At 47.9% G+C, this 16,863-nt stretch carries 14 protein-coding genes and 1 pseudogene; 11 read left to right on the top strand and 4 right to left on the bottom strand.

The genetic code is table 11. The features are described from left to right. Positions 1-357: 357 nt before the first annotated feature. Genes I8U17_RS15765 through I8U17_RS15755 form a run of 3 tightly spaced genes read left to right on the top strand, consistent with a single transcriptional unit; the run spans position 358 to position 3,695 of the window. On the top strand, positions 358-1,254 hold the full coding sequence (locus I8U17_RS15765; RefSeq protein WP_033101564.1) for a 3-hydroxyacyl-CoA dehydrogenase family protein: 897 nt from the start codon (positions 358-360) through the stop codon (positions 1,252-1,254). Then, on the top strand, positions 1,251-2,444 hold the full coding sequence (locus tag I8U17_RS15760) for an acetate/propionate family kinase (protein WP_033101565.1): 1,194 nt from the start codon (positions 1,251-1,253) through the stop codon (positions 2,442-2,444). The genes I8U17_RS15765 and I8U17_RS15760 overlap by 4 nt, the downstream gene beginning before the upstream one ends. A gap of 60 nt (positions 2,445-2,504) precedes the next feature. Beyond that, positions 2,505-3,695, top strand: a complete 1,191-nt coding sequence (locus I8U17_RS15755) for a pyridoxal phosphate-dependent aminotransferase (protein WP_033101566.1) — start codon at positions 2,505-2,507, stop codon at positions 3,693-3,695. Positions 3,696-3,994: 299 nt separating this feature from the next. Here I8U17_RS15755 and lexA read toward each other — a convergent pair whose 3' ends face one another. Beyond that, on the bottom strand, positions 3,995-4,618 hold the full coding sequence (gene lexA / locus I8U17_RS15750; protein ID WP_033101567.1) for a transcriptional repressor LexA: 624 nt from the start codon (positions 4,616-4,618) through the stop codon (positions 3,995-3,997). A gap of 123 nt (positions 4,619-4,741) precedes the next feature. Beyond that, entirely contained in the window at positions 4,742-5,821 is a 1,080-nt protein-coding gene (locus I8U17_RS15745; protein WP_198054896.1) for a tyrosine-type recombinase/integrase, read from the bottom strand. Positions 5,822-6,130: 309 nt separating this feature from the next. On the opposite strand from I8U17_RS15745, the gene I8U17_RS15740 reads away from it, so the two are divergent. From I8U17_RS15740 to I8U17_RS15730, 3 genes are all read left to right on the top strand, one after another. Continuing rightward, the gene (locus tag I8U17_RS15740; protein ID WP_033101569.1) at positions 6,131-6,838 is read left to right on the top strand and encodes a hypothetical protein; all 708 of its coding nucleotides are present in this window, start codon (positions 6,131-6,133) and stop codon (positions 6,836-6,838) included. A gap of 257 nt (positions 6,839-7,095) precedes the next feature. Continuing rightward, positions 7,096-8,286, top strand: a complete 1,191-nt coding sequence (locus I8U17_RS15735; protein ID WP_198054895.1) for a glycine C-acetyltransferase — start codon at positions 7,096-7,098, stop codon at positions 8,284-8,286. A gap of 33 nt (positions 8,287-8,319) precedes the next feature. Next, entirely contained in the window at positions 8,320-9,279 is a 960-nt protein-coding gene (locus tag I8U17_RS15730; RefSeq protein ID WP_033101571.1) for an L-threonine 3-dehydrogenase, read from the top strand. Between the two features lie 80 nt (positions 9,280-9,359). On the opposite strand, the gene I8U17_RS15725 is transcribed toward I8U17_RS15730, so the two are convergent. Together I8U17_RS15725 and trhO are read right to left on the bottom strand one after the other, a co-directional pair. Next, the gene (locus I8U17_RS15725; protein WP_033101572.1) at positions 9,360-10,133 is read right to left on the bottom strand and encodes an SDR family oxidoreductase; all 774 of its coding nucleotides are present in this window, start codon (positions 10,131-10,133) and stop codon (positions 9,360-9,362) included. Positions 10,134-10,246: 113 nt separating this feature from the next. After that, positions 10,247-11,158: an oxygen-dependent tRNA uridine(34) hydroxylase TrhO gene (gene trhO / locus I8U17_RS15720; protein WP_033101573.1), complete on the bottom strand. Its 912-nt coding sequence runs from the start codon at positions 11,156-11,158 to the stop codon at positions 10,247-10,249. A 443-nt stretch (positions 11,159-11,601) separates the two neighbouring features. Here trhO and I8U17_RS15715 point away from each other — a divergent pair, with 443 nt between their 5' ends. The 5 genes and pseudogenes from I8U17_RS15715 (at position 11,602) to I8U17_RS15695 (ending at position 16,817) form a co-directional block, all read left to right on the top strand. Continuing rightward, entirely contained in the window at positions 11,602-12,762 is a 1,161-nt protein-coding gene (locus I8U17_RS15715) for a Gfo/Idh/MocA family protein (protein ID WP_198059778.1), read from the top strand. A gap of 159 nt (positions 12,763-12,921) precedes the next feature. After that, positions 12,922-14,463, top strand: a complete 1,542-nt coding sequence (locus I8U17_RS15710; protein WP_198054894.1) for a gluconokinase — start codon at positions 12,922-12,924, stop codon at positions 14,461-14,463. A gap of 8 nt (positions 14,464-14,471) precedes the next feature. Then, on the top strand, positions 14,472-15,797 hold the full coding sequence (locus I8U17_RS15705; RefSeq protein WP_033101576.1) for a GntP family permease: 1,326 nt from the start codon (positions 14,472-14,474) through the stop codon (positions 15,795-15,797). A gap of 126 nt (positions 15,798-15,923) precedes the next feature. Continuing rightward, positions 15,924-16,481, top strand: coding sequence for a GNAT family N-acetyltransferase (locus I8U17_RS15700; protein ID WP_198059777.1), 558 nt, complete (start codon positions 15,924-15,926; stop codon positions 16,479-16,481). Further along, a pseudogene (locus tag I8U17_RS15695) lies at positions 16,482-16,817 on the top strand (antibiotic biosynthesis monooxygenase family protein). Positions 16,818-16,863: the final 46 nt, after the last annotated feature.

Here is a 16,863-nt window from a genome sequence, read left to right as displayed (position 1 = left end):
TAGGTCACATCAGGTTTACTTTATCTGTATATATCCTAGAAATATACAAAACCCCATTCCTTTTCCGAAGAAAAGGGTGGGGTTTGTCATCAATCTCGGGAACGGATTCGTTCCCTTTTTTTGTTTTTAATTGCGGAATAATGACAACGAACTTGTAAATTCATAAAATTTTATAAAATATCAACCTGATCCAAGCGGACGATGTCGGGATTTACCTTTATATTTAAGCATTGTTTGTACATTTTATTAAAGAAAGAAGTAAAATCAAGAGGAGATTTTCGGAAAATGTTAAAGAAATATGATCAAGAACCTGTTAAAATATACAAGGTTAATGGAGTGAAAGGAGTTTGAACGGAAGTGGCAAACATTCAACATATTGCGGTCATCGGTGGCGGCACCATGGGCCAGGGGATTGCCGAACTGATCGCTTCCAAAGGATTTGAAACCACCGTAATTGAACAATCAGACGAATTGGCGAAAAGCGCCTATCAACACATAGAGATGAGTCTGGATAAAAAGCTGGCCAAATGGGGAATTACACCGGCGGAGAAAAAATTAACCCTTTCCCGAATCAAGGTGACGTCTGATTTCTCTGCCCTTAAAGACGCAGACTTGGTGATCGAATCGGTCTATGAAGATCTCAACACCAAGATCGAAGTATTTAAGCGCTGTGACGAATTATGCCGGCCGGATGTCATCATCGCCAGCAATACTTCTACGCTCAGTTTGACGGAGATCGCTGCGTCTACAAACCGCACGGACAAGGTGATCGGCCTTCATTTTGTCCACCCGGTTCCCAAAATTCCATTGGTTGAAGTGGTGCGCGGCTTGAAAACTTCGCAAACGACTGTGGAAACGGTACTCAAATTGCTTTCGGATCTCGACATCAAGGGAATTGAAGTATATGAGTCACCGGGGTTTGTGACGACCCGACTCATTATCCTGTTGATAAACGAAGCTCTTTATACACTGATGGAAGGGGTTGCCACCGCGGAGGATATTGACCGGGCGATGAAGATCGGTTATCAATTTCAAGCGGGCCCCTTGGAGATGGCGGATCATTTCGGATTGGATTCGGTTCTCGCGGCGATGGAACGGCTTTATCGCGAATTCGGGGATACCAAATATCGTCCGGCACCTTTGTTGAAAAAAATGGTGCGCGCAGGGCATCTTGGCGTAAAAACCGGCGAAGGGTTTTACCGTTACAATGAAGATGGTGAACGGGTGGATCGCAAGGAGGAACAGTCATTATGAAAATTCTCGTTATTAACTGCGGAAGTTCATCGATTAAATACCAATTGTTTGATATGACTGACGAGTCAGTTTTGGCATCGGGGCTGGTCGAAAAGATCGGGACGGAAAGTGCCATTATCAAACATGAGCCTGCAGGAAGGGAAAAGAAGGTTATTATCAGTGAAATCCTCGATCATCGGGTGGGGCTGAAAAAAGTACTCGATCTGCTGATGGATGAAAAAGAAGGCGTAATCAAAAGCGCCGACGAAGTGTCGGCTGTCGGCCATCGCGTCGTTCATGGCGGCGAAACTTTTGCCCGCTCCGTCGTGGTTGACAGCGAGGTGCGCCGGGCGATTCGTGAAACATTTGACCTGGCACCCCTGCACAATCCCCCGAACTTGATCGGGATCGATGCGGCACAAGCCAACTTGCCGCACGCTGTTCACGTGGCGGTATTTGATACGGCATTTCACCAAACGATGCCGGACTATGCCTATATGTATCCCTTGCCGCGGATTTTGTACCATAAATACAAAGTTCGCCGCTACGGATTTCACGGCACGTCCCATAAATATGTGTCCCAGCGCGCTGCCGAATTTTTGGGCAAACCGCTGGAAGAGCTTAAAATCATCTCCTGCCATATCGGGAACGGTGCCAGCATCACGGCTGTACAAGGCGGAAAATCGGTTGACACCAGTATGGGGATGACGCCGCTTGAAGGTTTGATGATGGGAACGCGCTGCGGGGATATTGACCCGGCCATCGTGCCGTTTGTTATTGCCAAAGAAGAACTTACCTTAAGTGAAGTAAATTCGATGATGAACAAGCATAGCGGACTTCTGGGCGTTTCCGGCATTTCCAGCGACATGCGCGAAGTGATGGAAGCAATGTTCGACGGAAATGCTAATGCCCGACTGGCCATTGATATGTACGTATACAAAATCAAAAAGACGATCGGCGCTTATGTGGCAGCAATGGATGGAGTTGATGCCATCATCTTCACGGCCGGGGTTGGCGAAAATGCAGCCCAGATTCGTGAAAAAGTGTGTGAAGGATTAACATTCTTCGGCGTCGATCTCGACAGGGATAAAAACGGGATGCGCAGTAAAGAGATTCAACGCATCAGCACAGAAAAATCCAAGGTGGAAGTGCTGGTCATCCCGACCAATGAAGAGTTGATGATTGCCCGGGAGACACTGGCACTGGTCTAACCCGGCAGGGGCGTGTTAAGATAAAAAGGAAATGGCTAGAAAATGTGGGGGAGGGGCTCGATGTTTAAATTATCGAAACGAGTTCAACAATTGTCACCATCACCGACCCTGGCTATCACAGCAAAAGCAAAAGCGCTCAAACAGGAAGGATACGATGTGATTGGGCTCGGTGCCGGGGAACCCGATTTTAACACGCCTGAACATATTCTGGATGCCGCCAAGCAGGCGATGGACAGCGGTAAAACCAAATATACGCCTTCCAGTGGTGTTCCGGAGCTGAAACAAGCGATTATCGCTAAACTGAAACAGGATAACGGGCTGGAGTATACACCCGGTCAGATTATCGTGACGGTCGGAGCGAAACACGCTTTGTACAACCTGTTTCAAGTTCTTCTCGACGATGGGGATGAAGTGGTTGTACCAGCGCCTTATTGGGTAAGCTATCTGGAGCAAGTCAAGCTGGCCGGCGGCAACCCGGTCGTAATCGAAGGAAAAGAGGAAAACCAATTTAAGATTACGGCCGAACAATTGCAAAATGCGATTACGAAGCGAACCAAGGCCTTGATTCTCAACAGCCCATCCAACCCGACGGGTATGCTCTACTCAGAGGAAGAATTAAGAGCCATCGGGGAAGTCTGTGTGAAAAACGGGATCTTAATCGTGTCCGATGAGATCTATGAACATCTTATTTATGATGAAGAGAAGCATCATGTGAGCATGGCCAGTCTTGGCCCTGAATTTTATCAACATACCGTCATCATCAACGGTGTATCCAAAACCTATTCCATGACCGGATGGCGAATTGGTTTTGCTGCCGGGCCGGAGCCGATTATCAAGGCCATGTCCGGTTTATCTGATCACAGCACTTCCAACCCCACTTCGATTGCTCAATATGCTGCAATTGCCGCACTTACCGGAACGCAGCAACCCGTCGAAGAGATGAAAAAAGCATTTAAAAAACGCCGCGATTATGTGGTTGAAAGGGTAAATGAAATCCCGGGATTCTCCTGTCAAAAACCCGATGGCGCTTTTTATGCCTTTATCAACATTCGGGAAGCGCTGAATCAATCGGGCAAATACCGCACACCGGAGGAATGGGCGGCCGCTCTCCTCGAAAAAGAGCTGGTTGCTGTTGTTCCGGGGGGCGGTTTTGGCTCAAGCGATCACATTCGCATCTCCTATGCCACTTCACTGGAGCAATTGGAGCAGGCACTTGACCGGATTGAACGATTCGTCAAGGAAAATCGCTGAGCAAAAAAGCAGCAGCCAGGGTCATTGGTTGCTGCTTTTCCTTTTCATGTGAATTTGACTGGGACAAAGATCGGTGCTGCTGTTCCGCCGAAGGGTTGAACGGTGACGGCGATCATTTTGAAAGTGGCAGCAGTCCGGACCGGAAAAGACTGAATTACGGAATTTGATATATTCTAAAAACAAGGAATTTAAAGATAATTACCGAAGCTGAAGGATAGGGCGGTTGTTGAAAAAACCCTCACCGGATTGTGAGGGTTTTGAGTGTACGGGTGAGTCCTTCTGAAAAAAACGGGGTGCCTCTATATCACTTCGCGTATTAAACTGATCACTTTTCCCAGAATGGTTACCTCAGGGAGACGGATCGGTTCCAAACGATCATTTTCCGGTTGCAGGCGAATATGGTCTGCTTCTTTGAAAAAGCGTTTTACCGTCGCTTCTCCGTCAGGAGTCATGGCGACCACGATATCCCCGTTTTCTGCTACTCGCTGCTGACGGACGACGACATAATCCCCGTCGAGGATTCCTGCGTTGATCATGCTGTCGCCCCGGACGGATAACAGAAAGACGGTTTGATCCGGACCGACGAGACGCAACGGAAGCGGATAGTAATCTTCTATGTTTTCGATCGCCGTAATCGGTTCGCCGGCCGTCACTTTCCCCACCAGGGGAACCATGACCGTTTCTACCTGATTTTTAACGGATAGATCAGGGCGATTTAAAAGTTCGATCGCGCGTGGTTTGGTTGGATCCCGGCGTATGTACCCCTTTTTTTCCAGGCGGGCCAGGTGACCATGAACCGTTGAGCTTGAAGCCAGCCCCACCGCTTCCCCGATTTCGCGAACCGATGGCGGATATCCTTTTTCCAGTACCTCTTTTTGTATGTATTCCAAGATCGCTTTCTGTCGCGGCGAGAGTTTTTTCATGGTTTTCTCATCCCCCTATATGTACTGAGACACGTTCCCTCTTTTTTCTATTTTAAGTATACATGAAAACAGAAAAAAGAACAAACATTTGCCAGAATGTTTGTTCTCGAAACGGGAAGGCGATCAAATATTCAATCGGTCTAATGCGTCATCTTTTTCGGAATTGATGACGTGGGTATAGATCTGGGTGGTCTGAATGCTGGAATGGCCGAGGATCTCCTGAACCACGCGCAAATTTTCCCCGTTGGACAGGAGCAGTGTCGCCAGCGTGTGCCGCAGCTTGTGCGGGGAAATGTTGGCGGCTTTTGGGGGGAGATTGGCTTCGGCGACATATTTTTTGATGATTTCAGAAACCCCTTTACGGCTTAAGCGCTGAAGATTTTTATTTAAAAACAAGGCCTCACGGTCAGAGGGCGGAACCCCTTCTTCCGGCCTGAGCGCAAGATAATCATTCAGGGCGGACACCGCTGATTGATTCAATTTGAGCATCCGTTCTTTGCCGCCTTTACCGATAATAATGACGCGAATCAGATCCCCGTCGGCCTGAATGCTGTTGCGGTTGAGTCCGATCAATTCGGAGACCCGCATCCCGGTGTTGAGAAACATGAGAATAATCGCCAAATCCCTCATTTCCATCCAGTCGCGGCTTTTTCTGTTTTTTTTCTGATGATAGGAATGAACCGCTTCGATCAGCCGCAAGGCTTCTTCACGGGTCAAAAAGACCGGTACCTTCTGTCGGGAACGTGATTTTAAAGTGGCATCCTCATATTCTTCCATCGGGTCCCGTTCCAGGACATGCGTTTTCACCAGATAGCGGAACAGCGAGCGTAAAGAGGCCCGTTTCCTTTGTTTACCGCTGCGTGAGTTTTCGCGAAAATGCTTCCGCTTGACCCATTCTTCATTTATTTCCCCTGTTTTGGGGTCCTTTTTCTTCAATTTGACATAGACCGTTCGTTCATAACCGTTTTCAATATGGCGAAAGAATCGCTTGATAGTCATCGGATCCGTTTGGTATATCGTTTTGTTCCGCGACTTGAGAAAATCGAAGAACAGGGAGAAGTCATAAGCATAGTTGGCGATCGTTTGTTTGGAACGGTCCGCACTGATCATTTCCAAAAAAAACTCCTGCACTTCTTCGGGAAATTGGGCGACAATCCGGTTGATATTTTCCGGCAGGCGCCGTGAGACAATGACGGGTTCCAAATTGGCACCTCCTTCGGCAAGTGGAATTCGGAACTTGGTCTATTCATTACTAAATCACTTATGTAGAAAACGGGATGAAATGTCATATAAAAAGCCCGCCAAGGTCATGAGAGACGGGTTATGTCCATTTTAACACGGATTGCAAAAAGCGAAACGCCTCGCAAAGTCGAAAAATTTTTTTTCATCCACTGTATTTTGCGTCTTTATCTTCGGCGTGTACGAACATATTTTCGTCTTGTCGCCTCCCTGGCAGGAAATTATAACCAATACCGAGAAATAAAATTAAATACAAAAAAAGGAGGGAAGCAGATGAATCGGGTATCAAAAGAAGAATTGAATGAATTTGATTGTTTCTATGTCGAGACAAGGTTAAGAGAGCAATATAAAATAGAAAAAATTGAAACGGGTTTCCGTTTATGCCGGGTGGCCCCCTCCTCATTTACAGTGCCGATCACGGATTACGGCAGTCGGAAAGCGAACGGAAAGCATCTTTCCCAATCCGGGGAGTCTTTGATCGACGGGATTGTGAAAGGAGCTTTTTTCGCTTTTAGGTCATCTTCGGATTCACGAAGTGGCTGGACGGAATCAAAAGGGAAAATCGAACGTTGCTTTGTTAAACAACGGATCGGAAAACTGGAGATGATCGTTCATCTGCTCCGGGTTCCGGGACGAAAAGTGCCGCTTGCCGACTATATGGGAGATGATTTTACCATTCATACAAAAAACGGATCATATCCTTTCAAAATCAAAGGAGAAGAATGCTTCTTTGAAGGCTTAAAAGTTCACTCCATTTTAACCATTCTTCGTCCCATGAAACTGGAGATGGATCCGCTGGAACTGATATTGGGAGAGAAGAAATTGGAGAGGGCATTGGAAGTCGTGATGCCGACTCATCTTTACTATAACCGTCCTTTTTTGGTGATTGCAGAAAAGGCAGATGGGAAAGCCGATTTCCGCTTTGTGTTTGAGGAGATCAAGGAGATTCGCGTCAATCAGCCGGAAAAAGCGTTCATATAAGTTTGTTTTGTCCGCTTTCATCTTTTTTTGAAGCGGACCATTTTCTGCTGAAGGCATAAAATATGATAAGCAATCCATGCTAATAAAAAAGAGACTGTCGGGTTGGAAATAGTCGGATTTTGTCCGTTACATAAAGACATTTTGTGGAAGATGTGTTAGAATGTCTTTAAAATCCTTTACATATCAATATTTTCGCTCTGGCTGATTGTCTTTCTATCGCGGACAGATGTACATTTCCTTAAAAGGGGGATCTGCTTGTGGCAAGCAAAAAATTAGCTGCTTTTTTACAGGAGAATTTGGAGGATCTCAAGAGCAGGGGGCTTTACAATGTGATCGACCCGCTGGAAAGCCCTAACGGCCCCGTGATCAAGATTGGCGGCCGTGAGTTGATCAACTTGTCTTCAAACAACTATCTGGGGTTGGCGACTGATGAACGGCTGAAAAAAGCGGCCATTGAAGCCGTCAAAGAATACGGGGTGGGTGCTGGCGCTGTTCGCACCATCAACGGAACATTGGAAATCCATGTGAACCTGGAGAAAAAGATTGCCGAATTTAAACACACAGAAGCTGCGATCGCCTTTCAATCTGGATTTAACTGCAATATGGCAGCGATTTCAGCAGTGATGGATAAAAACGATGCCATTCTGTCCGATGAGTTAAACCATGCTTCGATCATTGACGGCTGTCGCCTTTCCAAAGCGAAAATCATCCGCTTTAACCATTCCGATATGGATGATTTGCGGGCAAAGGCCAAAGAAGCGAAAGAATCAGGCCAATTCAACAAAATCATGGTCATCACTGACGGTGTGTTTTCCATGGACGGCGATATCGCCAAACTCCCTGAGATTGTCGAGATTGCCGAAGAATTCGATTTGATCACCTACGTTGATGATGCACATGGTTCCGGCGTGCTCGGGAACGGTGCCGGCACGGTGAAGCATTTTGGCTTATCCGATAAAATCGATTTCCAGATCGGTACTTTATCCAAAGCCATCGGGGTCATTGGCGGTTATGTGGCCGGAAAACAGGATCTGATTGATTGGCTGAAAGTGAGAAGCAGACCGTTCTTGTTCTCCACCGCGTTAACGCCGGCGGATGTGGCTGCCTGCACGAAAGCGATTGAAATTTTGATGGACAGCACGGAGTTGCAGGAAAAGCTGTGGAATAACGGCGATTATTTGAAAAAAGGATTGAAGGAACTGGGCTTTGACATCGGCCACAGCGAAACGCCGATTACACCGTGCATTATCGGAGACGAAGTATTGGCACAGCAGTTCAGCAAACGTTTAAACGAAGAAGGAGTTTACGCCAAGGCGATTGTTTTCCCGACGGTACCGAGGGGAACGGGCCGGGTGCGCAACATGCCGACGGCGGCACACACCAGGGAAATGCTGGATCAAGCGATCTCCATCTATGAAAAAGTGGGGAAAGAGCTGGGAATTATTTAAATCGAATTCGCAGGTTGGGCTGGTGGAAGTGTTATGAAGAGAATTCTTGTTACAGGTGCATTGGGGCAAATCGGATCTGAACTCGTCCTGAAGTTGCGCAAGTTGTACGGGGCGGACAATGTGATCGCGACCGATATCAGAAAAAACGATACGGAGATTGTCCATTCCGGTCCGTTTGAACTTCTGGATGTGACCGATGCCGACGCCATGTATCAGATTGCGAAAAAAAATCAAGTGGATACGATTATTCATCTGGCTGCCTTGTTATCGGCCACGGCTGAGTCCAAACCGCTGATCGCCTGGAACTTGAACATGGGCGGACTCGTGAATGCGCTTGAAGTGGCCAGGGAACTGAAGTGTCAGTTCTTTACCCCCAGTTCGATCGGGGCATTCGGGCCGACCACGCCAAAAGATCATACTCCGCAGGATACGATCCAAAGACCGACGACAATGTACGGGGTAAACAAGGTGGCGGGCGAGTTATTGTGCGACTACTATTACCATAAGTTCGGCGTCGATACGAGAGGGCTTCGCTTCCCGGGGCTGATCTCCTACATGACCCCGCCGGGAGGGGGAACCACGGACTATGCAGTGGAGATCTATTATGAAGCGCTTCGTTCCGGGAAATATACTTCTTATATTGCCAAAGGGACTTATATGGATATGATGTACATGCCGGATGCACTCAATGCAATCGTTGCGCTGATGGAGGCCGATCCTGCAAAGTTGAAACACCGCAATTCGTTTAATGTGACGGCGATGAGTTTTGAACCTGAGGAGATTGCTGCCGAAATCAGAAAACATCTTCCGCACTTTCAATTGGATTATGATGTTGACCCTGTTCGGCAGGCGATTGCAGACAGCTGGCCTAATTCGATTGATGCCACTGCGGCAAAAGAAGAGTGGGGATTTAAGGCGGAGTACGATTTGCAGAAGATGACGGAAGACATGCTCGCCCGGCTTGAACAAAAAATCAGTCCGGTGGGCACGTGAAAGAAATGAAAACCACAGGTGAAGGGTTAAGAGGCAAATCTCTTAACCCTTTTTCTGTTGCCGTGAAAGAGAAGCCGCTTTCACTTGCGAAGAAAGCCGCCTTCTGAATGAATCGTTTGTCCGGTGATCCACCCGGCCTGATCGCTGGCCAGAAATCCGATGAGCCGGGCCGCATCTTCGGGAAGGCCGATTCGTCCCATCAGAAATTGGGGGCGCAACTGTTCTTTTATTTCTTCTGTCATCCACCCGGTATCTGTTGGGCCGGGATTGACTGCGTTCACGGTGATGCCAAGCGGAGCAAGTTCAGCGGAGAGAGTAAGGGTGAAGGCCTCGATGGCTCCTTTGCTGGCGACATAGGCCAATTCGCCGGGCATCGGCCCCTGTCCTTGTCCAGAAATGAGGTTGATAATTCGTCCCCAGTTTTGCTTCGCCTGCTGCAAGCGGCGTGCAAACTCCACAGAAAGCAGACAGGTGGCCCGCACATTTACATAGTAATGGTCATCCAGTGTTTTTGCATCCAGTGCCATAAAACCGTCCCGGGTGGAATGAGCGGCATTGTTTACCAAAATGGACGGAAGGCCCAAATTTTCTACCACAGCATCCAGAAGGCGGTCCGGTGCATTGGGATCAGCCAAATCCAGTTCCAAATGGCGGCATTTGACTCCGAGGGATTGAATCTCGCTGCACAAGCGATCGGGCCATTTTTCAGACTCCATACCATCATGATCCTGCCAGTAAGTGAAAAAGATATCTGCTCCCTGACCGGCCAATTGGCGGCATATCGCGGTTCCGATGCTTTTCTTACGTCCCGCACCGGTGACGAGGGCAATTTTTCCATTTAACTTAAGATTCATGATTTTCACCTCATTAACCTAGGAACCGGCTATCTACATTATAATCGATTGATGCAGATAAAAACGAGAGACGGAACAAAAGAACCTGCTTCGCCGGGAAGCAGGCTCTCGCTTTATCCTTCGTATTTGACCAAATCTTTTTCCTCGCACTCTTTGGAACAGTAACCTTGATATTTTTCTTCGCAGTCGGGGCAGCAGATGTGCTGCTTATGGCACATGTCATATTCACAGTTGATATAGCGGTCAGCCGGTTGGCCGCAGTGATAGCATTTGCCGACCACCACTTGTTCCGTTTGGTTGATCGGTACGGAAATCCGTTCGTCAAAGACATAGCATTTTCCGTCCCACAACTTTCCTTTGACTTCGGGATCCTTACCGTAGGTTACAATGCCCCCGTCCAGCTGGTAAACATCCTGAAAGCCTTCTTTCAGCATAAAGGCAGTCAGTTTTTCGCAGCGAATTCCACCCGTGCAATACGTGATAATCGGTTTATCCTTGTACTGGCTCATGTTCTGGCGAATCCATTCCGGAAATTCGCGGGTGGTTTTTACTCCGGGACGAATGGCCCCGCGGAAGTGCCCGATATCATATTCATAATCATTGCGCCCGTCCAGTACGATCACATCATCCCGTTGCAGCATTTCATAAAACTCTTTGGGCGACAGCTTTTTGCCCGTTAATTGATTGGGATCAACGTTGTCCTCAGGATTGAGTCTCCAGGTAACCAGCTCTTTCTTGGGGCGGACAAATAATTTTTTGAAAGCATGTTTTTCATGCTCGTCCACCTTAAAAGGCATGTCGTGGAACAAGGGATGCTGTTTCATATAGTCCATATATTTTTGCGTCTGTTCGACCGTGCCGGAAAGCGTGCCATTAATCCCTTCCTTGGCGACGAGGATCCGCCCCCGTACCCCCAATTCCCGGCAAAAAGCCCGATGTTCATCGGCAAATTTTTCCGGGTCTTCAATTGGAACATATTTATAATATAAGAGGATGCGATATGGTTTTGTGTTTGGTGTGGTCATCAGATCCACCTGCTTTCTTATCTGATCTCAAGTTTTGGAAAAAGTCCTGCCTTATAGTATAACAACATCGCAAGTGGAAAGCAAAGCAGAATGGAAGGAAGAGGCAGGAACATGCATAAAGAGAATGAACATTTATGCAAACGATCTTTGCCGTCGTCTCTATCATGGGAATTTCATGCATGAACGTTAAAAAGACCGGACCAACAGGGAGAAAGACAGAACATCGTGGGACTTCTATCCGGGGGGTTAGACTGAATGGTTATAACAGTAACAATTGCAGTTGTGGCAGGGAAAATTCAGCCCGGTTGCGAATGCTAATCCCTGTCATAAAGATTATTATTTATTAAAATATAAGAATTCGTTAAAATAGGGATGAAAACGTTTTCCTGTTCCTGTTTGAATATTCATAAGGAAATCTGAATCATGGTCAGGGAGGGAAGATTTTGGCAAAGATCAAAACAGGAATCATTGGCACAGGTTTTTCGGCACAGTCCCATATGGAAGCATTGAGCCGGGTTTCGGATGCAGAGGTAATTGCCATTGCTTCACGCAACCGGGAGAAGGCGGAAGCGCTTGCTGAACGTTACGGCATAAAGAAAGCGTATGGCCGGTATGAGGATTTAATTCATGATCCGGAAGTGGAGGTGATTCATAATTGCACCGCAAACCACCTTCATTTTTCGTTGAACAAAATGATTTTGGAAGCGGGAAAACATCTGTTGTCTGAAAAGCCGCTGGCCATTTCCAGCGAAGAATCAGCCGAATTGGCACAGTTGGCGGAGCAAAAAAAGAAGGTTCACGGTGTTTGCTTCAATTACCGTCATTACCCGATGGTGGAGGAAGCAAGACAGGCGATCCAAAGTGGACACCTCGGGGAAATCCAGCTTGTTTTCGGAGGTTACTTACAAGATTGGCTTTTATATCCGACTGATTATAATTGGCGTCTGGATCCGGAAAAAAACGGGCCTTCCCGGGCCATGGCAGATATCGGGTCACATTGGTGCGATACCGTGCAACACGTATTGGGCCACAAAGTGACTGAAGTGTTTGCTGATCTGAAAACCGTACATCCGATCCGGAAAAAACCGAAACGGGATGTGGAGACTTTCCATCAGCCAGCAGAAGCGGATGTGGAGGATGTCCGCGTAACAACCGAGGACTGCGGAGTCGTACTGGTTCATTTTGCCAATGGAGCCTTGGGATCCTTTACGATCTCCCAAGTAAATGCCGGGCGGAAGAACAAATTATTTTTTGAAATAGCCGGAACAAAATCGGCGCTCGCCTGGGATCAGGAAAAACCAAACGAATTGTGGCAGGGTTTCCGCACTGAAGCCAACCGGCACTTGCTGAGGGATCCTGCACTGCTCTCCGGCTCCGCCGCGTCTTTGGCTCATTATCCGGGCGGACATCAGGAAGGGTGGCCGGACGGTTTGAAAAATTTATTGATCCGGTTTTATCAGTCTGTGCAGATGGCGAACAGGGGAGAAGATTGGAAACGGAGCCGAACTTTTGCCGATTTCCATGATGGTCATCAAATCATGAAGATCATTGATGCCATCCTGAAAAGCGATCGGGAAAAACGTTGGGTTACCGTAAGTGAATAGAAATATGCATTTTATCAGCCATGAGCCGAGGAATTTCAGCCTCATTAAACGCTCATGGCTTTCTGGCAAATTTGCAATCTGTTGTGTTACCGGTTTCATAGAGGTATAATCAGAGAAGTGAATGATGGTGTGATTTGTATTTAGCAAGGAGTTGTTTTTATGTCATATGTATTAGGGGTAGACATCGGTACAACCAGTACAAAGGCGGTCTTGTTCGATCTGAACGGGCGGGTGATCGCCAGTCATTCTGTGTCTTATCCGCTCAATCAACCGCACCCTTCCTGGGCAGAACAAGATCCCGAAGAAATTCTCCACGCCTTTGTTCAATCCGTCAAAACGGCGATTCTTAAAGCGGGTGTTTCTTCTGACGCTATTATTGGAATCGGTTTCAGTACCGCGATGCATTCCCTGATGGTGATGGATCAGGATCATCGGCCGCTCACCCCGGTGATCACCTGGGCAGACAGCCGCAGCGTCGAACAGGCGGAACGATTAAAACAAATGACAGAGGGAACCCTTTTTTACCGCCGTACGGGTACGCCGATTCATCCAATGTCGCCGCTCACCAAGATCATGTGGCTGAGGGAGCAACAGCCCGATTTATTTCAGCGCGCGGCAAAATTTATCTCTATTAAGGAATATGTGCTGCATCGTTTGTTCGGAGAGTATGTGGTTGACCATTCCATCGCTTCAGCCACAGGGATGTTTCACTTGGAGCGGAAAGAGTGGGATGAGGAGATCATTGACTTTTTGGGCATCCGAGATGATCAATTGTCCCGCCTGGTTCCCACCACTACCGTATTAAAAGGAATGGATCAAAGCCTTGCTGCGGAAATGAATTTGCATCCGGACATACCGTTTGTCATCGGTGCGAGCGATGGCGTTTTGGCCAATGTCGGAGTTGGAGCAACCCGGCCCGGTGAGGTGGCCCTGACCATTGGGACGAGCGGAGCGGTTCGCACAAGTACTGATCGGCCGGTAACCGATGAAAAGGGACGGATCTTCTGCTATGCCCTGACCGAGGAAAAATGGGTGATCGGTGGAGCTACCAATAACGGTGGAATCCTGATGAATTGGTTCCGGGATCAATTTGCCAAAGAAGACTGGGAGAAAGTGAAGCAGCAAGTCGGAAATCCTTTTGACCTCATCCTGAAAGAGGTGCAAGGAATTCCGGCCGGAGCGGAGGGCCTTCTCTGTCTGCCGTTCTTTACAGGGGAACGCGCTCCATATTGGGATGCGGACATGCGCGGCAGTTTCTTCGGAGTAAATTTGCGACACGGCAAAGCCCATTTTTTACGCGCGATTCTCGAAGGAATCTGTTTCAGCCTGCATTCCGTCACCTCCGTTTTGGAAGAACTGGCGGGTTCCATTCATGAAGTGAGGGCATCCGGCGGGTTTGTCCGCTCTTCTGTCTGGTTGCAAATCCTGTCCGATGTTTTGGGCAAAACGGTATTTGTCCCGCAAAGTCCGGAAGCCTCGGCGCTGGGGGCGGCGGCTTTGGTTCAATTGAGTCTGGGTGAAATCTCTGATCTTGAAGAAGTGAAGAAAAGGATATCCGTATCGAGCGAGCTTTTGCCGGACCAGAACAATCACGAGGTTTATCGGTCTCTTTACGCCATTTACGATCAGCTGGCTCACAAAATGAAGGATGAGTTCCGCCAAATTGCCGATTTTCAACGCAGTCATGAGAAGAGAGGTTGATTTTAACAATGTTGTTAGTCGTCGTATTCGTAGCAATCGTTGCCCTTTTATTGATGATCACATGGCTTAAGCTCAACCCGTTCATTAGCTTGATCATCACCGCGGTCGGTGTCGGTCTGGCTGCGGGTATGCCGTTAGATAAAGTGATTGATTCGATCAAGACCGGATTGGGGAATACCCTCGGTTTTATCGCCATCGTTTTGGCCTTTGGCACGATGCTGGGAAAAATGATGGCGGAATCAGGTGGAGCCGAGCGGATCGCCCAAACGCTGATTAAGCGCTTTGGACAAAAAAATATTCATTGGGCTATGATGTTTGTTGCTTTTATTGTAGGTATTCCTGTATTTTTTCAAGTTGGATTTGTCCTGTTAATTCCGCTTGTTTTTACCATTGCCGTTGAAACCGGAATGTCTCTCGTTCCCATCGGACTTTCGCTTGTTGCAGGACTTTCGATCGTCCATGGGATCGTCCCTCCCCATCCGGCTGCGATGGCAACGGTGGGAATCTTCAAGGCAGATACGGGTCTGACCATTTTGTACGCTTTGATCGTCGGTTTGCCGGCTGCGATGATCGCAGGGCCCCTTTATGGTAAATGGATTGGGAAGCGCATTCATAAAACGGTTCCGGAATCGATGGCCAAACAATTGGTGACGCGTGAGCAAAAAGAATTGCCCGGATTTGGCAATACGATTTTCACCATTATCCTTCCGGTTATCCTGATGCTCTTATCCACTTTTGCCGATCTTTGGATCTCTGCCGGCAGTCAGCTCCATCGAATTTTGAAATTTATCGGGGACCCGGTGGTCGCCCTCCTGCTCGCCACGCTTTATTCCTTTGTCAGCTTGGGTAAACTGCGAGGATTTAATCGCGATCTGATTTTGAAGTTTTCCAATGATTGTCTGGCCCCGACAGCAAGCATTCTCCTGGTGATCGGTGGAGGGGGAGCCTTTAACAAGGTCCTGCTCGATTCGGGCGTGGGTGATTCGATTGCCGATGTGGCCAAACACTCCCATCTGTCCCCGATCCTGCTCGCCTGGCTGGTTGCGGCTCTTATTCGAGTCTCTACGGGATCCGCGACCGTTGCCATGCTGACCTCGGCTGGAATTGTCGCACCAATCGCAGCGGCCATTCCGGGAACCAGTCCGGAGCTGCTGGTGTTGGCGACAGGGGCCGGATCATTGATTCTGTCTCATGTAAACGATTCCGGCTTCTGGATGATTAAAGAGTACTTTGGCATGTCGGTAAAAGAAACCTTATTGACCTGGACGGTGATGGAAACGATCCTCTCCGTCGTCGGCCTGATTATAACTTTGTTGCTTTCCCTGGTTGTATAAATTTTTGCTCCCCCATCTTCCTCGGTGAAGATGGGGATTTTTTCTTGGAAAAATATTTGTCTATCGAAATATCTCTCTATATAATAGTCGTAACCATACAGAAAAGAGGTTGAGGAGGGGGGTTTTGTGAAAAAAGAATGGTCTTGCGTCATCCGGGAGGGAAGGGCAGACGATGCCGGCCGGATTCTTTCCTACATCCGGAAAATGGCGGGTGAAAGTGATTTTATTACATTTTCCCCGGACGAGTTTTGCATGAGCATGGAGGAAGAGCGTGCGTTTATCGAGGAATGTGCCAACAGCAGGAATCATTTGTTTCTGATTGCGGAAGTTGAGGGAGAAATTGCAGGCAACCTCGTATTCCGCGGAGGAAAATATTCACGTACTGCACACGCGGGTGAATTTGGGATCAGTGTCTTGAAAAAGTATTGGGGATGTTCGATTGGCAGGAGTTTGCTCCAGTATTTGATCGATTGGGCGAAGAAATCACATGTAGTCCGGAAAATCAATCTGAGGGTACGGGTCGACAATGAGCGGGCCATCCGCCTGTATGAACGAATGGGATTTGCCATAGAGGGACGATTGAAACGGGATTTTTACATAGGGGGAAAATGGTTCGATTCTTATCTCATGGGAATGAGCATCGACCCGGATGATGGTTGTGCAGAATTAAAGGAGCTGAAGTAAATGGATTCAATTGCCAAAACTCCTGAGCCTCCATACTATGCCGTGATTTTTGTTTCGGAGCGAACCGGAGAGGAGCGCAGGTATCAGGCCATGGCTGCCAAGATGGCAGAGCTGGCTCAGGAAATGCCGTGATTTTTGGGGATCGAGAGTACACGTGATGCCGAGGGTTTCGGAATAACGGTCTCTTATTGGGAATCGGAAGAAGCGATCCGCAGATGGAGGGAACATTCTTACCACCGAATCGCCCAGGAACGGGGGCGGATGGAATGGTATCTTCGCTATAAGACACGGGTTTGCAAAGTGGAAAGAGAAATGGATTGTCAACGGCAGAAATAATCAGGAAAAGTAAAATCTGGATCGATCTGAATAAAGGAGAGGAGAT

This window comes from Thermoactinomyces sp. CICC 10521 (assembly GCF_016055135.1).
In the GTDB taxonomy this organism is placed as follows: Bacteria; Bacillota; Bacilli; order Thermoactinomycetales; family Thermoactinomycetaceae; genus Thermoactinomyces_A; species Thermoactinomyces_A daqus.
This window is presented reverse-complemented; position numbering and strand designations above follow the sequence as displayed.